Genomic DNA, 18560 nt, shown 5'->3' on the forward strand with positions numbered 1-18560 from the left:
ATAAGACTGCCGGGGCATTCCGGTGGTCTTAAGGTCCCGATAAATATAGTGGAGCAGGTGATGAAGTGGCAGCGGCTGAAGGAAGAGGAGATGCAGTGACATCGGCAGGGGCTCCGGGTAAGAAGGGGAGCAGCCGGTTTTTCTTTTTGGTGATTGTCTTTATGTTCTGGTTCTCTTCTTATATCTATGTTCCGGTGCTGTCTCCGTATGTGGAGCATCTGGGCGCGTCTTATGTCATGGTGGGTGCGGTGCTGGGCGTATATGGCCTGATGCAGATTCTGTTCCGGCTGCCGATTGGGATCGGCTCGGATGTTCTTAACCGGCGGCGTCCGTTTATCTATCTGGGGCTGATCGCAAGCGGAGCAAGCTGTCTGCTGTTCCTGGCAGGCGCTGCACCGGGCTGGGCGCTGGCGGCGCGCGCGGTGTCGGGAATTGCGGCTTCGGCATGGGTGGTGTACTCGGTGATGTTCGCAGGGTATTTTCCCAAAGAAGAGGCGGGACGGGCGATGGGGATGCTGCAGTTCACCACGGTTATCGCCCAATTAACCAGTATGATGGTCAGCGGCTATATTGTAGATCACTGGGGGTGGAATACTCCGTTCGTGATCGGAGGAATTGTGGCTGCTGCAGCACTGCTGCTTGCACTCCGCCTTCCTGAACAACAGCTGGAGAAGCGCGATGCCATGCGGATTAAAGACCTGGCCGGAGTGGTAAAAGAACCGCTGCTGGTCAAAGTATCGCTGCTGTCCGTGCTGGCCCATTGTGTGCTGTTCATCACGATGTTCGGCTACACGCCGAACCAGGCGCTGAATATTGGCGCGAGCAAGGAGAGTCTGGGCTGGCTTACACTGGCTTTTATGCTGCCTCATGCCGTAGCTACTCTGTATGGCTCACGCCTGTTCGGCAGATGGCTGGGTGACCGGGGAACGCTGATGCTTGGCTTCGCGGGAAGTGCGGTCTTCACGCTGCTGATTCCGTCCATGCCGACGCTTGCCGCCTTGTGTGCCACACAGATCGGGAATGGATTCATGCAGGGCCTCATCTTCCCGCTGCTGCTGGGCAAATCGGTCTCGGGGGTAGCTCCGTTCAAACGGGCAACGGCCATGGGCTTCTACCAGGCGATGTATGCTATCGGCATGTCTAGCGGTCCTTTTGTGGCGGGATGGATGAGTGCGGCATATGGCCTGCGCGGGGGATTCTGGCTTGGAGCGATAGCAGCGTCGCTGGCTGCGGTACTGTCTTGGTTCTGGATCAGAACAGCCGCAGAAAATGGCAAACAGCTTAGCGGAGAGCGGCAACTGCCTGGACGGTGATGTAAGGTTATTGGTTTTTTGCCGGAAAGGGTAATATAATAGAGAGCAGATAGGATGCTAGGAGGAGGGGCCGGAAGGATGGTTAAGGTGGTATTGCTGTGGTTCGCGCTGATCAATATTATCGGGTATGTAGTGATGTCGGAAGACAAGAACAAGGCCCGGAAAAGGCGGGATCGGGTGCCGGAGAAAACACTGTTCCTGCTGGCGTTCATGGGCGGCGCGCTGGGTGTGCTGATTGCCATGTACCGCAAGCGCCACAAGACAAGGCATACTTCCTTCAGGATCGGAATTCCGCTGCTGCTGCTGCTGAATATGGTGCTGTATGGGTATTTTTTGAGGTAAGCTGCTTGCAGGTTGGTTATGGCTGTAAATAAGAGAAAGAGGTGGCGTATATGTTATTCTCTAAAATTGTGCTTGCCTATGACGGTTCAAAAGCTTCCAATCAGGCCCTGGAACGGGCGATAGAACTGGCAAAGGTAACTCCAGGGTCCTCCCTGTACGTCGTACACGCATTTGAATTCCCGCGGTTCTTCATCGGGGAAGCTCTCGCGCCTCTGCCGGCATCTGTGAACAAGGATTATTATGACCTCGCGGTCCAGACTACGGAAGAAGTGAAAAGCCGTCTGGAAGCCGAAGGCCTCAACGCTACGGTAGAATTGCTGCAGGGATCGCCTGCCGAAGTGATTCTGAATTATGCCAAGGAGCATGGTGCAGATGTGATCGTAATCGGCAGCCGCGGGCTTGGCGGAATCCGGGAGTTTGTTCTGGGCAGCGTCAGCCATAATGTCGTGCAGAGTGCGCGGATTCCGGTGCTGGTTGTTAAATAATAGAAGTTTAGTAGAGGAGCGCTGCGGCGTTCCCCTTTTTTTCTGTGGAGTTGGGCGGATTAGCTGGAATAAGCGTTTTTAAATATGCTCAAAAGCGAACGTTTTAGAGACATGATATGACAATGTTCGTGTTTAAGTTGACATGAAGTGTAGGGCATTGTTAAACTGAATCTATGAAGAGCTCGTATAAAACCGGGAATAAGGCCCGGAAGTTTCTACCCGGTAACCGTAAATTGCCGGACTACGAGGAAATAGGATAACTGGATCGGCAACCGGATGCCTCCCTCTAGACCAGGGTGGTGTTCCTGCACCCTCCTCTATTGAAGGACGGGTCTGAACAGGCGCCGGACGGTTATCTCCTGATTCCTTAGTAGTCCGGGTCCACCCGCAGCAGAATGCGTCTGGAATCCGGGCTATTTTGTTGTCGGAGGTACGGGAATCGACAGGAAACGGGACACACTTAGATCAGAGGAATCTCTATAACGGGAAATGGAAGGCTGGGTGAACGATGTCTGTGCAAGTAGGTGTCATTATGGGCAGCAAATCGGACTATGAAACTATGGAGCATACCTGTACGGTGCTTGAGGAGCTGGGTGTACCTTATGAGAAAAAGGTCATCTCCGCACATCGCACACCGGACCTGATGTTCCGTTATGCGGAGGAGGCTGCGGATCGCGGTCTGCGGGTTATTATCGCCGGAGCGGGCGGCGCGGCTCATCTGCCGGGTATGGTGGCAGCCAAAACCACCTTGCCTGTTATCGGTGTACCTGTGCAGTCCAAGGCGCTGAACGGCATGGACTCACTGCTGTCTATTGTGCAGATGCCTGCGGGCATCCCGGTAGCCACGGTAGCCATCGGCCGGGCCGGAGCGATTAATGCGGGGCTGCTGGCGGCCCAGATCATCGGTGCCTTCGAGCCGGAGGTGGCGAGAAGGGTGCAGCTGCGGCGCGAGGCCACTCAGCGCGAGGTGCTGGAAAGCAGCGAGAGCCTATGAAGCCGGAGGAGCTGAAGGGCGCGGGCCTGGAGGGCGGCGCGGAGCAGGCAGCCGGGCGGGGCGAAGCGGAGCGTACGGCGGAAGCTGAAGGCCGAGCAGAGCGTGCTTATAGAGATGAGGCTGGGGCGGAGCGAGTGACAGAGACTGAGGACGCGGGCCTGGAGGGCGGCGCGGAGCAGGCGGTCGAGCGTGAAGCAGCGAAGCGTACAGCGGAAGCTGAAGGCCGAGCAGAGCGTGCGGATAGAGATGAGGCTGGGGCGGAGCGAGTGACAGAGGCTGAGGACGCAGGAAGAATCGGGCGTGCGGCAGCTGCGGATGTATGGACTGCGGCGGAGCCGCCGCGGACGCTGCTGCCCGGCGCGACGATCGGCGTGCTCGGCGGCGGGCAGCTCGGGCGTATGCTGGCGCTGTCCGGCAGCGCCATGGGGTACCGCTTCGTGGCGCTGGACCCTGCGCAGGATGCGCCCTGCGGGCAAGTGACGCCGCAGATTACAGCGGCGTACAACGACCGGGACGCCGCGCGCGAGCTGGCGCGGCGTGCGGACGTCATTACGTACGAGTTCGAGAATGTGGACGCGGGCGTAGCCGCGCTGTTGACGGAGGAATCGTACGTGCCGCAGGGCAGCGCGCTGCTGTACACGACGCAGCACCGGCTGCGTGAGAAGGCCGCCATAGAGGCGGCGGGCGTGCCCGTTGCCCCGTACCGCAAGGTCGGCAGCCTGGCGGAGCTGGAAGCGGCGGCTGCGGACCTGGGCCTGCCCTGTGTGCTGAAGACAGCCACAGGGGGGTACGACGGCAAGGGACAAGCCGTCATCCGCCGGCCGGAAGAGCTGGCAGCAGCGTTCCGGCAGGTAGCGCCGGGAGCGGCGGCTCCAGCACCGCAAGCAAGCGCGGCACCGGCTTCGCCCGGCACATCGGGAGCGGGCGTTGCGCCGCTAACGGACACGGCCTCTGCTGAGGCCGCGCCGGGTAACGCACCTGAGCTGGTGCTGGAGAAATTCATCGCCTTTCAGTGCGAAATTTCGGTCATTGCCGCCCGGAGCGCATCGGGAGAGGTCAAGAGCTTCCCGCCTGCCGAGAACATCCACGTGAACAATATCCTGCACCTCTCGATTGTACCTGCAAGGGTACCGGAGGAGATTCAGCGGCGGGCCTGCGAGCTGGCCGAGAAGATTGTCTCGGGCATGGGCGCGGTTGGACTGCTGGCGGTAGAGATGTTCGTGACGAAGGACGGAGAGCTGTTCGTCAATGAGCTGGCGCCGCGTCCGCATAACTCCGGGCATTACACAATGGATGCCTGCGTCACCTCGCAGTTCGAGCAGCATGTGCGGGCGATCTGCAATCTGCCGCTGGGCGAGACTACACTGCTTACTCCAGTAGTGATGGTGAATGTGCTCGGCCAGCATCTGGATGGGGCCATTCAGGCAGCCTGCCGCGCGGATGAAGAAGCAAACAAGCCTGGGGTATCGCCTAAGCTTCATATATATGGCAAGACCGAGAGCAAGACCGGCCGCAAAATGGGCCATATCAACCTGCTCTGCAAGGATACCGGAGACGGCCTGTCCTGGGTAGAGCAAACTAACCTTTGGAGGAACTGACAAGCTATGATCGAACGTTACAGCAGACCTGAGATGCGGGCCATTTGGACCGAAGAGAATAAATTCAACGCGTGGCTGGAAGTTGAAATCTGTGCCTGTGAGGCTTGGGCCGAGCTGGGAGTAATCCCGCATGAGGATGCCGCGAAGCTGCGCAAGGACGCCAAATTCGACATCGCGCGGATCGACGAGATTGAACAGGAAACGCGCCATGACGTCATTGCTTTTACCCGTGCGGTCTCCGAGAGTCTGGGGGCAGAACGCAAATGGGTGCATTACGGACTGACTTCCACGGATGTTGTCGATACGGCGCTCGGTTACCTGCTGCGTCAGGCCAACGAAATTCTGGAGCAGGATATCATCCGGTTCATTGAGATTCTCAAAGATAAGGCCATCGCCTACAAAGATACCCCGATGATGGGGCGTACCCATGGTGTGCACGCGGAGCCAACGACTTTTGGACTCAAGATGGCGCTGTGGTATGAGGAAATGAAGCGTAATCTGGAGCGGTTCCGTCATGCGGCAAAAGGGGTGCAGTTCGGCAAAATCTCCGGGGCTGTCGGCACCTATGCCAACATCGACCCGTTCGTTGAGGAATTTGTCTGCCGCAAGCTGGGCACCAGCCCGGCACCGATCTCGACCCAGACCCTGCAGCGTGACCGTCACGCGGAATACATGGCGGCGCTGGCGCTGGTTGCCACTTCCCTGGACAAGTTCGCGACTGAGATCCGCGCTTTGCAGAAGAGTGAGATCCGCGAGGTGGAGGAGGCTTTTGCCAAGGGTCAAAAGGGTTCGTCCGCGATGCCGCATAAGCGTAATCCGATCGGCTGCGAGAACATCTCGGGCCTGTCGCGCGTGATCCGCGGCCACATGGTTACAGCTTACGAGAACGTGCCTCTGTGGCATGAACGCGATATCTCGCATTCCTCGGTAGAACGGATTATCCTGCCGGATGCGACGATGCTGCTCAACTATATGCTGAACCGCTTCGGCAATATCGTGAAGAACCTGACCGTATTCCCGGACAACATGAAGCGCAACATGAACCGTACCTTCGGTGTTCCGTTCTCCGGCCGTATCCTGACGAAGCTGATCGACAAAGGCTTCAGCCGCGAGCAGGCATACGACACTGTGCAGCCGCGTGCGATGCAGGCCTGGGAAGAACAGACCCAGTTCCGTGATATCGTTGAAGCTACACCGGAGATCACGGCTGTGCTTAGTCCGGAAGAGATCGAGGATGCGTTCAATCCTTCCTGGCACCTCAAGCATGTGGATACCATCTTCCGCAAGCTGGAGCTTATCTAATATTAAAAAAAGGTGAGTCAGTGGTGAACTGATGAGCTGGAGAAGAGATGGGCGGAGCGTTAGGGGAAGTTTGTTCCTGATATGCGTAGCATAGGAAATTGAAATGAGGTTTGGGTTAAAGGAGGAACGGAGAGGAATTTTGGAACTGGAAGAAGCGTCAGCGTTCGCCTTTATGTTTGGATTTCTACCGCTGCCAGCGGTTCAAATCAGGAAATTCAAACATAACAGCGATCGGAAGTCCAAAATTTCCCGCAGTGACCCTATTAACCCGACCGAAGGTGTATTCAATTCCTTGCTGCGAAGCGCAGGAAACAAGCCTCCCAAAGCTTTTAGCCCAAATATAAGCAAGATCATTTGTTCAAGGGAGGAAAGGTCATGACATCATCGGCCGTATCCACTGCCGTGGAACTCGTAAATGCGCCGCTGCTCTACAAAGGCAAGGTTCGTGAGCTGTACGATTTGGGGGATGAGGTGCTGATCGTCGTTACCGACCGGATCTCCGCATTCGATTATGTGCTGGACCCGGCGGTGCCGGACAAAGGCAATGTGCTGAACCGGCTCAGTGCCTTCTGGTTCGGCCAGACGAAGGAGCTTATCGAGAATCATGTGGTTCATATCGAGGTGGATAAGCTCGGGGATATTGCGAAGGACCGAGAAGCGCTAAGGAACCGTATTATGGTGGTCCGCAAAGCCCAGCGGATTGATATCGAATGTGTGGTGCGCGGCTGTATTACCGGCGGCGGCTGGCGGCAGTATCAGGAGACCGGCCAAGTGAACGGCATTGAGCTTCCCAAGGGACTGCGCAAGAATGCGGTGCTGGCCGAACCGATTTTCACACCGGCAGCCAAGAATGACGTTGGGCATGATGAGGATATCCCTTTTGAACAAATGCAGGAGCTGATTGGTGCAGAGCTTGCGCTGGAGCTTAAGGAAAAAAGCCTGAAGCTGTTCGCTTTTGCCAGAGAATATTGTAACGAGCGCGGCATCATTCTTGCGGATTGCAAATTCGAGTTCGGGCTGCTGGACGGTAAGGTTATCCTGATCGACGAGATTTTTACACCCGATGCTTCACGCTTCTGGGCCAAGGACAAATACGCGCTGGATATCGAGATTGACAGTATGGATAAAGAACCTGTGCGGACGTACCTGTCGGCCTCTTCCTGGGATAAGAACAGCCCGCCGGACCCGCTGCCGCTTGAGGTGGTTGAAGAGACGTCACGCCGTTACCTGGATATCTATCACCGTCTAACCGGGAAGGTATTATGAAGGGAAGTCTTGCTTCTGCAGAACCGCCATAACGTGTGAATTGCACTTCATACAACTATATGGGTCAAAAAGTTTGAAAGATGCGGTTTAAATGTACTTTGTACAATTAAAATAGGCAGAATCACTCAAATACACGGCTGCAATGAAATTTAGCTGTACGAAATACAACTAACGTAAGGGTTGTCCGGTAAAACTTGATTTTAGCTGTACGGAATACAGTTAAAGTTACAGTCAAAGCTACAGTTATTGTCTCAATCCACCATAAGCGCAGGTGAGTGTTACTTTTCCAGATAAAGGCCCATCAGTTCATTATATTTTAGGAGGAACTACAAGCATATGTTAAAAGCGACAGTCTACGTCACCATCAAGAAAAGCGTGCTCGATCCCCAAGGTGTTGCCGTTCAGGGAGCCTTGCACTCCGTAGGATTCCAGGAGGTTGAAAGTCTGCGGATCGGCAAGTATATGGAGCTTACCCTGGATACTGATAACCGCGCAGAAGCGGAAGGACGACTCAAGGATATGTGCGAGAAGCTGCTGGCCAACACGGTGATCGAGGATTACCGCTACGAATTGGAGGACTAAACGTCATGAAATTTGCTGTGCTTGTCTTTCCAGGCTCCAATTGTGACATTGACTGCTACAAAGCAGTAGAAGACAGCCTCGGTGAACCTGTGGATTATGTGTGGCATACGGCGACAGATCTGTCGGCTTATGACTGTATCCTCGTGCCAGGCGGCTTCTCTTATGGTGACTATCTGCGCTGCGGCGCAATTTCCAGGTTCGCTCCGGTCATGGCTGAAGTAGCCAAGGCGGCAGAGCAGGGCAAATTCGTACTCGGCATCTGCAACGGGTTCCAAATTCTGACCGAAGCCGGCCTGCTTCCAGGCGCGCTGCGCCGCAACATGTCGATGAAGTTCCGCTGTCATGACACGGTGCTTAAGGTCGTTAATAACACAACCCCGTTTACTATTGACTATGCGAAGGATGAAGAGATTGTCATCCCGATCGCGCACGGTGAAGGCAATTACTATTGTGATGAAGAGACGCTGGCTGAGCTTCAGGCGAATAATCAGATCGTATTCACTTACAGCGACAATCCGAACGGTTCAGTCGCCGATATCGCCGGAGTCAGCAATGTGGCGGGCAATGTGGTTGGTATGATGCCTCACCCGGAACGTGCAGCGAACAGCCTGCTTGGATCGGAAGACGGCAAACGGATGTTCACATCCATTCTCAAGACATGGAGGGATCGTTATGACGCAGCAAGTATCCGCTAAGGAGCCGACCGCAGAGCAGATCGCGGAGCAGAGAATCTACAGTCAGTTCGGGGTATCGGACAGCGAATATGAGCTCATTACCTCCTTCATGGGACGTAAGCCTAACTATACAGAGATCGGCGTATTCAGCGTAATGTGGTCCGAGCATTGTGCCTATAAGAACTCGAAGCCGCTGCTGAGCCGTTTCCCGACCAGTGGACCGAAGGTGCTGATGGGACCGGGCGAAGGCGCGGGAATCGTTGACATCGGAGACAACCAGGCGGTTGTTTTCAAAATCGAGAGTCACAACCATCCGTCGGCAGTTGAGCCTTATCAGGGCGCGGCGACCGGGGTGGGCGGGATTATCCGCGATATTTTCTCCATGGGTGCAAGACCGGTGGCGCTGCTGAACTCTCTGCGGTTCGGGAAGCTTGAGAGCGACCGGGTAAAATATCTGTTCGAGCATGTCGTGTCCGGGATCGCAGGCTACGGCAACTGTATCGGCATCCCTACTGTCGGCGGGGAAATTATGTTCGATGACAGCTATGACGGGAATCCGCTGGTCAATGCGATGTGTGTCGGTCTGATTGATCATGATAAAATCCAGCGTGGTGTCGCCAAAGGGGTAGGTAATCCTGTATTCTACGTGGGTCCTCCTACCGGCCGTGACGGGATTCATGGTGCGACCTTCGCCTCGGTTGAGCTTAGTGATGAGTCGGAAGCGAAGCGGACGGCGGTACAGGTCGGCGATCCATTCATGGAAAAGCTAGTGATGGAATCCTGCCTGGAGCTGATCGACAGCGGTATCGTGCTCGGGATTCAGGATATGGGCGCTGCCGGTCTGACCTGCTCCAGTGCGGAGATGGCAAGCAAGGCAGGCAACGGCCTGGAGCTGTACCTGGACCAGGTGCCGCAGCGTGAAGACGGCATGACCCCTTATGAGATGATGCTCTCGGAATCCCAGGAGCGGATGCTATTCGTGGTTGAGCCGAAGGATGAAGCGCAGGCACAGGAAATCTTCGACCGCTGGGGCGTGATCTGCCGCAAGGTGGGGAAGGTTACGGACGACGGCCGCCTGAAGCTGTTCCATCACGGTGAAGTGGTCGGCGATATGCCGGTGACGGCTCTGGTGGATGAATGCCCTATTTATAACAAACCATCGGCAGTTCCTGCTTACTATGAGGAGAATGCCTCTATTGATACGCTTCGCTATGAGGAAGTGACTGATCTGGGCGGCGCCCTGCGCACCGTACTGGGCTCACCTACGGTAGCCAGCAAAGCATGGGTGTACAACCAGTATGATTATATGGTCCGCACCAGCACAGCGGTTCGTCCGGGTTCCGATGCGGCCGTAGTAACCATCCACGGTACACGCAAAGGCTTGGCGATGACTACGGACTGTAACGGACGTTATGTCTATCTCGACCCTGAAGTAGGCGGACGGATTGCCGTCAGCGAAGCCGCACGTAACATTGTCTGCTCCGGTGCCCAGCCGCTGGCGATTACGGACAACCTGAATTTCGGCAGTCCGGAGAAGCCGGAGATCTTCTGGCAGATGGAACGTGCGGTAGACGGTATGGCTGAAGCTTGCCGTGTGCTTGACACCCCTGTAATTGGCGGTAACGTCAGTCTCTACAATGAAAATGCTTCAGGAGCGATCTATCCGACACCGGTTGTCGGTATGGTGGGTCTCATTGAAGATACCGATCATATTACAACTCAGGCCTTCAAGCAGGAAGGCGATTCGATTCTGTTGCTGGGTGTTACCAAAGCAGAGCTAGGCGGCAGTGAATTCCAGTATGCGGTTCATGGCCTGACCGAAGGACGTCCGCCGGAACTCGATCTGGCAACGGAGCGCAAGCTGCTGGATGCCGTACTTGCTGCCATCCGCAGCGGGCTGGTCCGCTCGGCGCATGACCTGTCGGAAGGCGGCCTGGCCGGAGCACTCGCCGAGAGCTGCATCAGCGGCACCATTGGAGCGAATATTGAGCTGTCCGCCGGCGGACTCCGCCCGGATGTAGCGCTGTTCAGTGAGAGCCAATCCCGTATACTCCTGACTTCGGCGCCTGACCGTGCGGAAGAATTGCGGGCAGCGGTTGCCGCTTACGGCGTACCTGTAGAGGTCATTGGAAGCGTTGGCGGGGACCGCCTGCGTGTTGCTCTGGACGGATCGGCTGCACTGGATGAAGCCGTTACTGAACTCAAGACCATTTGGGAGGATGCTATTCCATGTCTTATGAAATAAAGACCGGGAACAAGCAGGAAGCCCCTATCCTGTGGACCGGCGACTTTTACAATGAAGGAACGGGCTCGGGAGATATTTTTGACACGTTAAAAGAAGAATGCGGCGTCTTCGGGGTCTTCGGACACCCGGAAGCCGCTTCCATGTCCTATTACGGCCTGCACGCCCTGCAGCACCGGGGAGAAGAAAGCGCGGGCATCTGCGTGGCGGATGGACGCGACTTCAACTATCACCGCGGCATGGGCCTGGTGAAGGAAGTATTCGACAAAGACAAGATTGCTTCGCTGATCGGGGACATGTCTATCGGGCATGTGCGTTATTCGACCAGCGGAGACAGCCGGCTGACCAATGCGCAGCCGCTGGTCTTCAAATACCGTGACGGTGATCTGGCGATTGCCACGAACGGCAATATCGTCAACGAACCGCTGATCCGCAAACAGCTTGAACAGGGCGGTTCCATCTTTCAGACCACCAGCGATACCGAAGTGCTGGCGCATCTGATTGCGCGTTCGCAGAAGGATTTTGTCGAAGCGACCAAGGACGCCTTGTCGCAGCTGGTCGGCGGCTTCGCCTTCCTGCTAATGACTAATGACAAGCTGATTGTGGCCTCCGATACGCACGGTCTCCGTCCGCTTGTGATGGGCCGGCTGGGCGATTCCTATGTCTTCGCTTCCGAATCCTGTGCGCTCGAAGTCATCGGCGCCCAGCTGGTGCGTGATATTGAGCCCGGCGAGCTGCTGGTGCTCGATAAAGACGGTTTCCGCGAGGACCGCTTCGCGGAACCGAAACGCAAAGCGCTGTGCGCGATGGAATATATCTATTTCGCCCGCCCGGACAGTGATTTGAACGGCTCCAACCTGCACTCCGCGCGTAAGCGGATGGGCAGCCGGATGGCGCTCGAAGCCTTCGTGGATGCCGATATCGTAACCGGCGTGCCGGATTCCAGTATCTCCGCAGCCATCGGCTATGCCGAGCAGACAGGCATCCCGTATGAGCTGGGACTGATCAAGAACAAATACACCGGCCGGACGTTCATCCAGCCAAGCCAGGAGCTGCGTGAGCAAGGCGTGAAGATGAAGCTCAGCGCGGTGCGCCGGGTCGTGGAAGGCCAGCGCGTAGTCATGATCGACGATTCCATCGTGCGCGGCACAACCTCGCGCCGGATCGTCAACCTGCTGCGCGAGGCCGGGGCGCTCGAGGTTCACGTGCGGATTACCTCGCCGCCGTTCAAGAATCCTTGCTTCTATGGCATTGATACCCCGGACCGCCGCGAGCTGATCGCCTCGTATAAGACGATCGAAGAGATGTGTGAGGAGATCAACGCCGATTCCCTGGCGTTCCTCTCCCCCGATGGACTGATCCAGTCCATCGGCGGCTATAATAGTGACGATTACAAAGGCGGATTATGCCTGTCCTGCTTCGATAATGACTACCCGACGCAGGTGGATTTCGGCGGGGAAGAGAAGGACGGATGCAGCTGTTAACATCCCCCTAAATCCCCCTTACAAAGGGGGACCCCGAAGGGCGCTGCCCTCCGGCCACCCGAAAGTTTGGCGGTAGGAGTCTGCTCTAAACTTGCTAAGAAGGCGTGGGTGCGGGTGCCCGCTTTGTCCCTGTGTGCTGCGCACGGCCGGGACACGCTTCACGGTGCTGCGGTGCCCCGGCGGCATGCTGGCCGCCCGGCCTTGGCTCCAGAATCTGTCCTGTTTGCTGCGCAAATCCGGAGATTCTGTCGCCGGCTAGGATGCGCACGGCTTCGCCCCGTGCGAGGGAGCTCCCGCCCCCGTCCTATTTGCTGTCGCAAAATCGGAGGGGCTGTCGCTTTAATGATTGCACGGCTTCGCGCCGTGCGGAGGGAGCTCCCGCCCCTGTCCTGTTTGCTGTCGCAAAATCGGAGGGGCTGTCGCTTTAATGATTGCACGGCTTCGCCCCGTGCGGGAAGAGCTCCCGCCCCCGTCCTGTTTGCTGTCGCAAAATCGGAGGGGCTGTCGCTTTAATGATTGCACGGCTTCGCGCCGTGCGGAAAGAGCTCCCGCCCCCGTCCTGTTTGCTGTCGCAAAATCGGAGGGGCTGTCGCTTTAATGATTGCACGGCTTCGCCCCGTGCGGGAAGAGCTCCCGCCCCCGTCCTGTTTGCTGTCGCAAAATCGGAGGGGCTGTCGCCTAAGAGAGCGCACGGGCTACGCCCCGTACGCAGAAGCCTGTAGAACCCGTCCTGTTTGCTGCGCAAAGTCGGGGGTTCTATCGGCTTAGGAGGCGCTGGGCTTCGCCCACAGCGCCGAGGTCTTGCTGCTGCAAGTGCAAGGCGCGTAATTCGGCTTGCGGCAGGGTTTTGACTTGGTGGTTTGGAAGTTATGGAGAGGGATTTTGGAACTGTAGGAGCGATAGCGTCCGCCTTTATATTTGGATTTCTACCGCGTTCAGCGGTTCAAATCAAGGAAATCCAAATATAACAGCGGCCGGAGGTCCAAATATCCATCGCAATAACGTCCACAAACCACACTCTATGCCCTGCCGCCCCGAACCGCGCTCTAAACTAACTTAAATGAGGTGCTCAAAAGTGTCGGAAGCTTATAAAAACGCCGGAGTGGATATTGCGGCTGGCAATGAAGCGGTAGAACGCATGAAGAAGCATGTGAAGCGCACGTACCGTCCGGAAGTAATGACCGAGCTTGGCGGATTCGGCGCCCTGTTTGGCCTGAATAAGGACAAATACGAGGAGCCGGTCCTCGTATCGGGAACGGATGGAGTAGGCACGAAGCTGAAGATCGCGTTCGCTGCGGACCGCCACGACACGATTGGCATTGATGCCGTAGCCATGTGCGTGAATGACATTGTAGTGCAGGGCGCAGAGCCGCTGTTCTTCCTTGACTATCTGGCCTGCGACAAAGTCGTGCCGGAGAAGATTGAGGCGATCGTGGCCGGAATCGCCGAAGGCTGCCATCAGGCAGGCTGCGCATTGATCGGCGGCGAGACTGCCGAGATGCCGGGCATGTACGCGGCAGGCGAATATGATATCGCCGGATTCACCGTAGGTGTGGCCGATAAGGCCAAGCTGGTGACGGGAGCGGACATCGCTCCTGGAGACATTGTGATTGGCCTGGCGTCGAGCGGGATTCATAGCAACGGCTTCTCGCTGGTGCGCAAGCTTTTGCTGGAGGAAGACGGATATGGCTTGGACGAGGTAGTACCTGAGCTGGGTGTGCCGCTGGTGGACGTTCTGCTCGCACCAACCCGGATCTACGTGAAGCCTCTGCTGGCCCTGCTGGAACAGCTTCCGGTCAAGGGGATGGCCCATATTACCGGAGGAGGCTTCATTGAGAACATCCCGCGCGTACTGCCGGAGCATGTGAATGTGGAGATTAATTACGGCTCCTGGCCGATCCAGCCTGTCTTCAGCCTGATGCAGAGCAAGGGCAGCGTGAGCAACCGAGACATGTTCACCACCTTCAATATGGGAGTGGGCCTGGTGCTGGTAGTGGCGGAATCGGATGGTGAGCGTGCGCTGGAGCTGCTGAAGGCCAGTGGAGAAGAGGCTTACCGGATCGGAACGGTAACAGAAGGAGAACGCATCGTTACCTTTACAGGAGCTGAAGTCTGATGGAGTGGAGCCGGATCGCTGTATTTGCCTCTGGTCAGGGCAGCAATTTCGCTGCACTGGTCCAGGCGCAGCGGGAGAACAGGCTGGGCGGGGGCCAGATTGAGCTGCTGGTCTCGGACAAACCGGAAGCGCTTGTGGCCCAGCGGGCAGAGGAAGCGGGAATTCCGGCCCTCCTGCTGCGGCCGAAGGACTTCGCGGGCCGCGAGCAGTACGAAGCAGCGATTGTAGCCGAGCTTCAGCGCCGGAACATCGGGCTGGTAGTGCTGGCCGGGTACATGCGGCTGATCTCGCCCGTGCTGCTTGCGCCATATGCCGGACGGATCATCAACATCCATCCTTCGCTGCTGCCGGCCTTCGCCGGCAAAGACGCCATCGGTCAGGCGCTTGAATACGGCGTGAAGCTGACGGGGGTTACGGTGCATTTTGTCGATGGCGGTATGGATACCGGACCGGTGATTGCCCAGCGCAGCGTTGAGATAATCCCGGGAGATACCGCCGAATCACTCGCAGAACGTATCCACCAGGTGGAATACGCCCTGTATCCCGAAGTGGTGGCCGCTATGGCCGCCGGTAAAGTGAAATTGAATGGAAGAATGGCGACCCTTGGCGACTAATTGCAACAGCATGAATACCAGTCAGTCATCGCACTATTCCCGGATAAATTTCGACATTTCAGGCAAGCCCGGCTGTTTCTGATATTTCTCGGGAAATATTGCACAAAGTTCAGAATTTGCCGGAATCGTGTGCTGTTCAGCCTGAAATGGCGAAAATACTGGTTTGTTGGCGTAAGGAGCTGCTGTAACGCAAGTGGATTTTCTCCATCTAATCCGACTGATTTCCCTACTCAACCGAACGTAAGTGGAAAAAGTACAACTAAATCAAGCTTGTATAGAGTGAAGATCGAATATTGCAGCATTTAAGTGGACATTTTCCAACTAATTTCTATCTGACTGATCATAAGCCGAAATTAAATGACGTAAATCCACTTATCTTATAAACACTATGAACTCAATTATAAGCACGGCCAACCGGCGACATAGATCCTGCGATCATAAGCCACCACCATAATCTAGCGTGAATCCAGAGGAGGACTATTCAAAGTGAGTATCAAAAGAGCGCTGGTCAGCGTATCGGACAAACAGGGCATCGTGGATTTTTGCCGCGAGTTGTCTGCACTAGGCGTAGAAATCATCTCCACAGGCGGTACCAGCACACTTCTGGCTAAAGAAGGCGTTCCGGTCATTGGCATTTCGGATGTCACAGGCTTCCCTGAAATCATGGACGGACGGGTCAAAACCCTGCATCCGGCTGTGCACAGCGGCCTCCTTGCAGTTCGTGACAATGAGGAGCATACGCGGCAGATGAAGGACCTCGGGCTTGACTACATCGACCTCGTCGTGGTGAATCTGTATCCGTTCGCGGAGACGATTGCCAAGCCGGATGTGTCGTATGAGGAAGCCATCGAGAACATTGATATCGGCGGACCGACGATGCTGCGTTCTGCGGCGAAGAACCATGCTTTTGTCAGTGTGGTAGTGGATGCTGCCGATTACAGTGCGGTGCTTGAAGAGGTGCGTGCAGGTGGGGATACTACCCTGACCACCCGCAAACGTCTTGCGGCCAAAGTCTTCCGCCATACGGCGGCTTACGATGCCCTGATTGCTGATTATCTGGCGAATGTCACCGGTGAACCGCTGCCGGAGCGCTATACTGTAACTTATGAGAAAATCCAGGATCTGCGCTACGGGGAGAACCCGCATCAGAAGGCTGCGTTCTACCGCAAGCCGCTGGCGGCGCAGGATACCCTTACTGCTGCCGAGCAGCTGCACGGCAAAGAGCTGTCCTACAACAATATTAACGATGCGAATGCGGCGCTCCAGATTGTCAAAGAGTTCGAAGAACCGGCAGTTGTAGCGGTTAAGCATATGAATCCTTGCGGAGTAGGCGTAGGCGCCAGTGTCTATGAAGCGTATCAAAAGGCTTACAATGCCGATCCCACCTCCATCTTCGGCGGAATTGTCGCAGCCAACCGGATCATTGATGCCGATACGGCTAATATGCTGAAGGATATTTTCCTTGAGATCGTTCTGGCTCCGGGCTTCACGGACGAGGCGCTGGACATTCTGACGAAGAAAAAAAATATCCGCCTGCTTAAGCTCGGTAACCTCAGTACAGCGGCAGCCCGTAAGAGCAGCTTTGTGGTAACCTCCATCGAAGGCGGAATGGTAGTGCAGGAGAGCGATGTGCACTCCGTGAATCCTGAGGAGCTGCAGATCGTAACGGACCGCAAGCCGACAGAGGAAGAGCTGAAGCAGCTGCTGTTCGGCTGGAAGGTTGTGAAGCATGTGAAGTCGAACGCCATCGTGCTGGCGGCTGATAATATGACCGTAGGCGTGGGTGCCGGACAGATGAACCGTGTCGGCGCAGCCAAGATTGCCATTGAACAGGCCGGAGAGAAATCCCGGGGCTCTGTACTGGCTTCCGATGCCTTCTTCCCGATGGGCGATACGCTGGAAATGGCCGCGAAGGCCGGAATTACGGCAGTGATCCAGCCTGGAGGCTCCATCAAGGACGAGGAGTCGATCAAGGTTGCCAATGAATACGGCATTGCCATGGTCTTCACCGGCGTACGCCACTTCAAACACTAGCACGCTGGGAGGATCAGAGCCTTATGGATATTTTAGTAGTCGGCGGCGGCGGACGCGAGCATGCGATCATCTGGAGCTTGTCCCGCAGTCCCCGTGCCGGTAAAATCTACTGCGCACCCGGCAATGCCGGGATTGCGCAGCTTGCAGAATGTGTGCCGATCGGCGTGTTCGAGTTCGATAAGCTGACCGCTTTTGCCAAGGAACGGGAGGTTGGCCTGGTGGTCATCGGACCGGATGATCCGCTGGCGGCGGGAATTGTCGATGCCTTTGAAGCGCAGGGGATTCCTGTCTTCGGCCCGCGGAAGAACGCCGCAGAGATCGAGGGCAGCAAGACCTTCATGAAGGATCTGCTGCACAAGTACAACATTCCGACAGCAGCTTACGAGAAATTCAGCGATTACGGGTCAGCACTTGCCTACCTGCGGACCCGGGAGCTGCCGATAGTGATTAAGGCGGACGGGCTGGCGGCAGGCAAAGGCGTGACCGTAGCCTATTCCCGGGAGGAAGCGGAGCAGGCACTCCAGGAGATCATGGTGGACAAGGTGTTCGGCGAAGCCGGGGCACAGGTTGTGATTGAAGAGTTCCTGGCCGGGCAGGAGATGTCGATTCTGGCCTTTGTGGACGGAGAGACCGTGCGTCCGATGGCTGCTGCCCAGGACCATAAGCCTGTATTCGACGGCGATAAAGGACCTAATACGGGAGGCATGGGCACATATTCCCCGCTCCCGCATATTGCGGAGGACATCATCCGTGAAGCGGTGGAGACGATCATCGAGCCGACGGCTAAGGCCATGGTGGCGGAGGGGCGCCCCTTCAGCGGGGTGCTGTTCGCAGGGCTGATGATCTCGCCGGATGGTAAGCCGAAGACAATTGAATTCAATGCCCGGTTCGGTGATCCCGAGACGCAGGTCGTTCTTCCCCGGCTGCGGAGCGATCTGCTGGAGATCTTCGTCGCTGTGACCGAGGGCAGACTTGCCGATATCCCGATGGAGTGGAGCGATGAGGCGGCGGTCTGCGTTGTTCTGGCCTCCGGGGGATATCCCGGACCGTATCCGAAGGGGGTACCGATCAGCGGCCTTGAGGATAACGGTGCTGCGCTGGTCTTCCATGCCGGAACTGCGCGCGGTGAGGATGGCAGCTGGGTAACCAGCGGCGGCCGGGTGCTTGGTGTGGTGGGCCTGGGGGCGACTATTGCCGAAGCACGTACAGCGGCCTATGCGAGTGCGGAGAAGATTACTTTTCCCGGGAAGCAGCACCGGAATGACATTGCCATGAAGGCGCTGATCTGAGGATAAAGTACCGGATTTCGTGCTATTAGTCCCAAAAAAGGACTGACAAGTAGTAGGAGAAGTGCTATAATACAACTCGTACGGGGGAAAATGTGCGGATATATACAGATAAAAGGTCTTTCCTTTCATGGAAAGGCCTTTTTTAAAATTTAAAATCTATAGGTTTCACCTGACCGCTTATCCTTCTATTTCCCGCAGACGCAGGAAACTGGAAAACCTCGTGCC

At 56.4% G+C, this 18560-nt stretch carries 15 protein-coding genes and 1 riboswitch; all 15 genes read left to right on the top strand.

Going from position 1 to position 18560, the window contains the following annotated elements:
* Positions 1-65 precede the first annotated feature (65 nt).
* The 15 genes from KDC22_RS03250 (at position 66) to purD (ending at position 18335) form a co-directional block, all read left to right on the top strand.
* Positions 66-1313 carry an MFS transporter gene (locus tag KDC22_RS03250; protein WP_211722055.1) on the top strand — a complete coding sequence of 416 codons (1248 nt, stop codon included), beginning with the start codon at positions 66-68 and terminating at the stop codon, positions 1311-1313.
* Positions 1314-1391: 78 nt separating this feature from the next.
* Positions 1392-1655 (top strand): DUF1294 domain-containing protein, encoded by a 264-nt coding sequence (locus KDC22_RS03255; RefSeq protein WP_173141338.1) that lies wholly within the window; start codon positions 1392-1394, stop codon positions 1653-1655.
* Between the two features lie 50 nt (positions 1656-1705).
* Positions 1706-2140, top strand: coding sequence for a universal stress protein (locus KDC22_RS03260; RefSeq protein ID WP_173141339.1), 435 nt, complete (start codon positions 1706-1708; stop codon positions 2138-2140).
* 162 nt (positions 2141-2302) lie between these two features.
* Positions 2303-2404: riboswitch (purine riboswitch) on the top strand.
* Positions 2405-2648: 244 nt separating this feature from the next.
* Entirely contained in the window at positions 2649-3134 is a 486-nt protein-coding gene (gene purE, locus KDC22_RS03265; RefSeq protein WP_211722056.1) for a 5-(carboxyamino)imidazole ribonucleotide mutase, read from the top strand.
* Positions 3131-4732: a 5-(carboxyamino)imidazole ribonucleotide synthase gene (locus KDC22_RS03270; protein WP_425516989.1), complete on the top strand. Its 1602-nt coding sequence runs from the start codon at positions 3131-3133 to the stop codon at positions 4730-4732. The genes purE and KDC22_RS03270 overlap by 4 nt, the downstream gene beginning before the upstream one ends.
* A 6-nt stretch (positions 4733-4738) precedes the next feature.
* On the top strand, positions 4739-6034 hold the full coding sequence (gene purB / locus KDC22_RS03275; RefSeq protein WP_173141344.1) for an adenylosuccinate lyase: 1296 nt from the start codon (positions 4739-4741) through the stop codon (positions 6032-6034).
* A 375-nt stretch (positions 6035-6409) separates the two neighbouring features.
* Positions 6410-7300 carry a phosphoribosylaminoimidazolesuccinocarboxamide synthase gene (locus KDC22_RS03280; protein ID WP_211722057.1) on the top strand — a complete coding sequence of 297 codons (891 nt, stop codon included), beginning with the start codon at positions 6410-6412 and terminating at the stop codon, positions 7298-7300.
* 336 nt (positions 7301-7636) lie between these two features.
* Positions 7637-7882 (top strand): phosphoribosylformylglycinamidine synthase subunit PurS, encoded by a 246-nt coding sequence (gene purS, locus KDC22_RS03285; RefSeq protein ID WP_039298247.1) that lies wholly within the window; start codon positions 7637-7639, stop codon positions 7880-7882.
* Positions 7883-7887: 5 nt separating this feature from the next.
* Positions 7888-8577, top strand: a complete 690-nt coding sequence (purQ, locus tag KDC22_RS03290) for a phosphoribosylformylglycinamidine synthase subunit PurQ (RefSeq protein WP_173141348.1) — start codon at positions 7888-7890, stop codon at positions 8575-8577.
* The gene (gene purL / locus KDC22_RS03295; protein WP_211722058.1) at positions 8555-10801 is read left to right on the top strand and encodes a phosphoribosylformylglycinamidine synthase subunit PurL; all 2247 of its coding nucleotides are present in this window, start codon (positions 8555-8557) and stop codon (positions 10799-10801) included. The genes purQ and purL overlap by 23 nt, the downstream gene beginning before the upstream one ends.
* Positions 10786-12282 carry an amidophosphoribosyltransferase gene (gene purF / locus KDC22_RS03300; RefSeq protein ID WP_173141352.1) on the top strand — a complete coding sequence of 499 codons (1497 nt, stop codon included), beginning with the start codon at positions 10786-10788 and terminating at the stop codon, positions 12280-12282. The genes purL and purF overlap by 16 nt, the downstream gene beginning before the upstream one ends.
* Positions 12283-13357: 1075 nt before the next feature.
* The gene (gene purM / locus KDC22_RS03305) at positions 13358-14398 is read left to right on the top strand and encodes a phosphoribosylformylglycinamidine cyclo-ligase (protein ID WP_211722059.1); all 1041 of its coding nucleotides are present in this window, start codon (positions 13358-13360) and stop codon (positions 14396-14398) included.
* Complete coding sequence (gene purN / locus KDC22_RS03310; RefSeq protein WP_211722060.1) at positions 14398-15012, top strand: phosphoribosylglycinamide formyltransferase; 615 nt, start codon at positions 14398-14400, stop codon at positions 15010-15012. Before purM ends, purN begins: the two co-directional genes overlap by 1 nt.
* A gap of 486 nt (positions 15013-15498) precedes the next feature.
* Positions 15499-17046: a bifunctional phosphoribosylaminoimidazolecarboxamide formyltransferase/IMP cyclohydrolase gene (purH, locus tag KDC22_RS03315; RefSeq protein WP_211722061.1), complete on the top strand. Its 1548-nt coding sequence runs from the start codon at positions 15499-15501 to the stop codon at positions 17044-17046.
* Between the two features lie 23 nt (positions 17047-17069).
* On the top strand, positions 17070-18335 hold the full coding sequence (gene purD, locus KDC22_RS03320; protein ID WP_211722062.1) for a phosphoribosylamine--glycine ligase: 1266 nt from the start codon (positions 17070-17072) through the stop codon (positions 18333-18335).
* Positions 18336-18560: the final 225 nt, after the last annotated feature.

This window comes from Paenibacillus tritici (genome assembly GCF_018207515.1).
Lineage (GTDB): Bacteria > Bacillota > Bacilli > Paenibacillales > Paenibacillaceae > Paenibacillus_AQ > Paenibacillus_AQ tritici.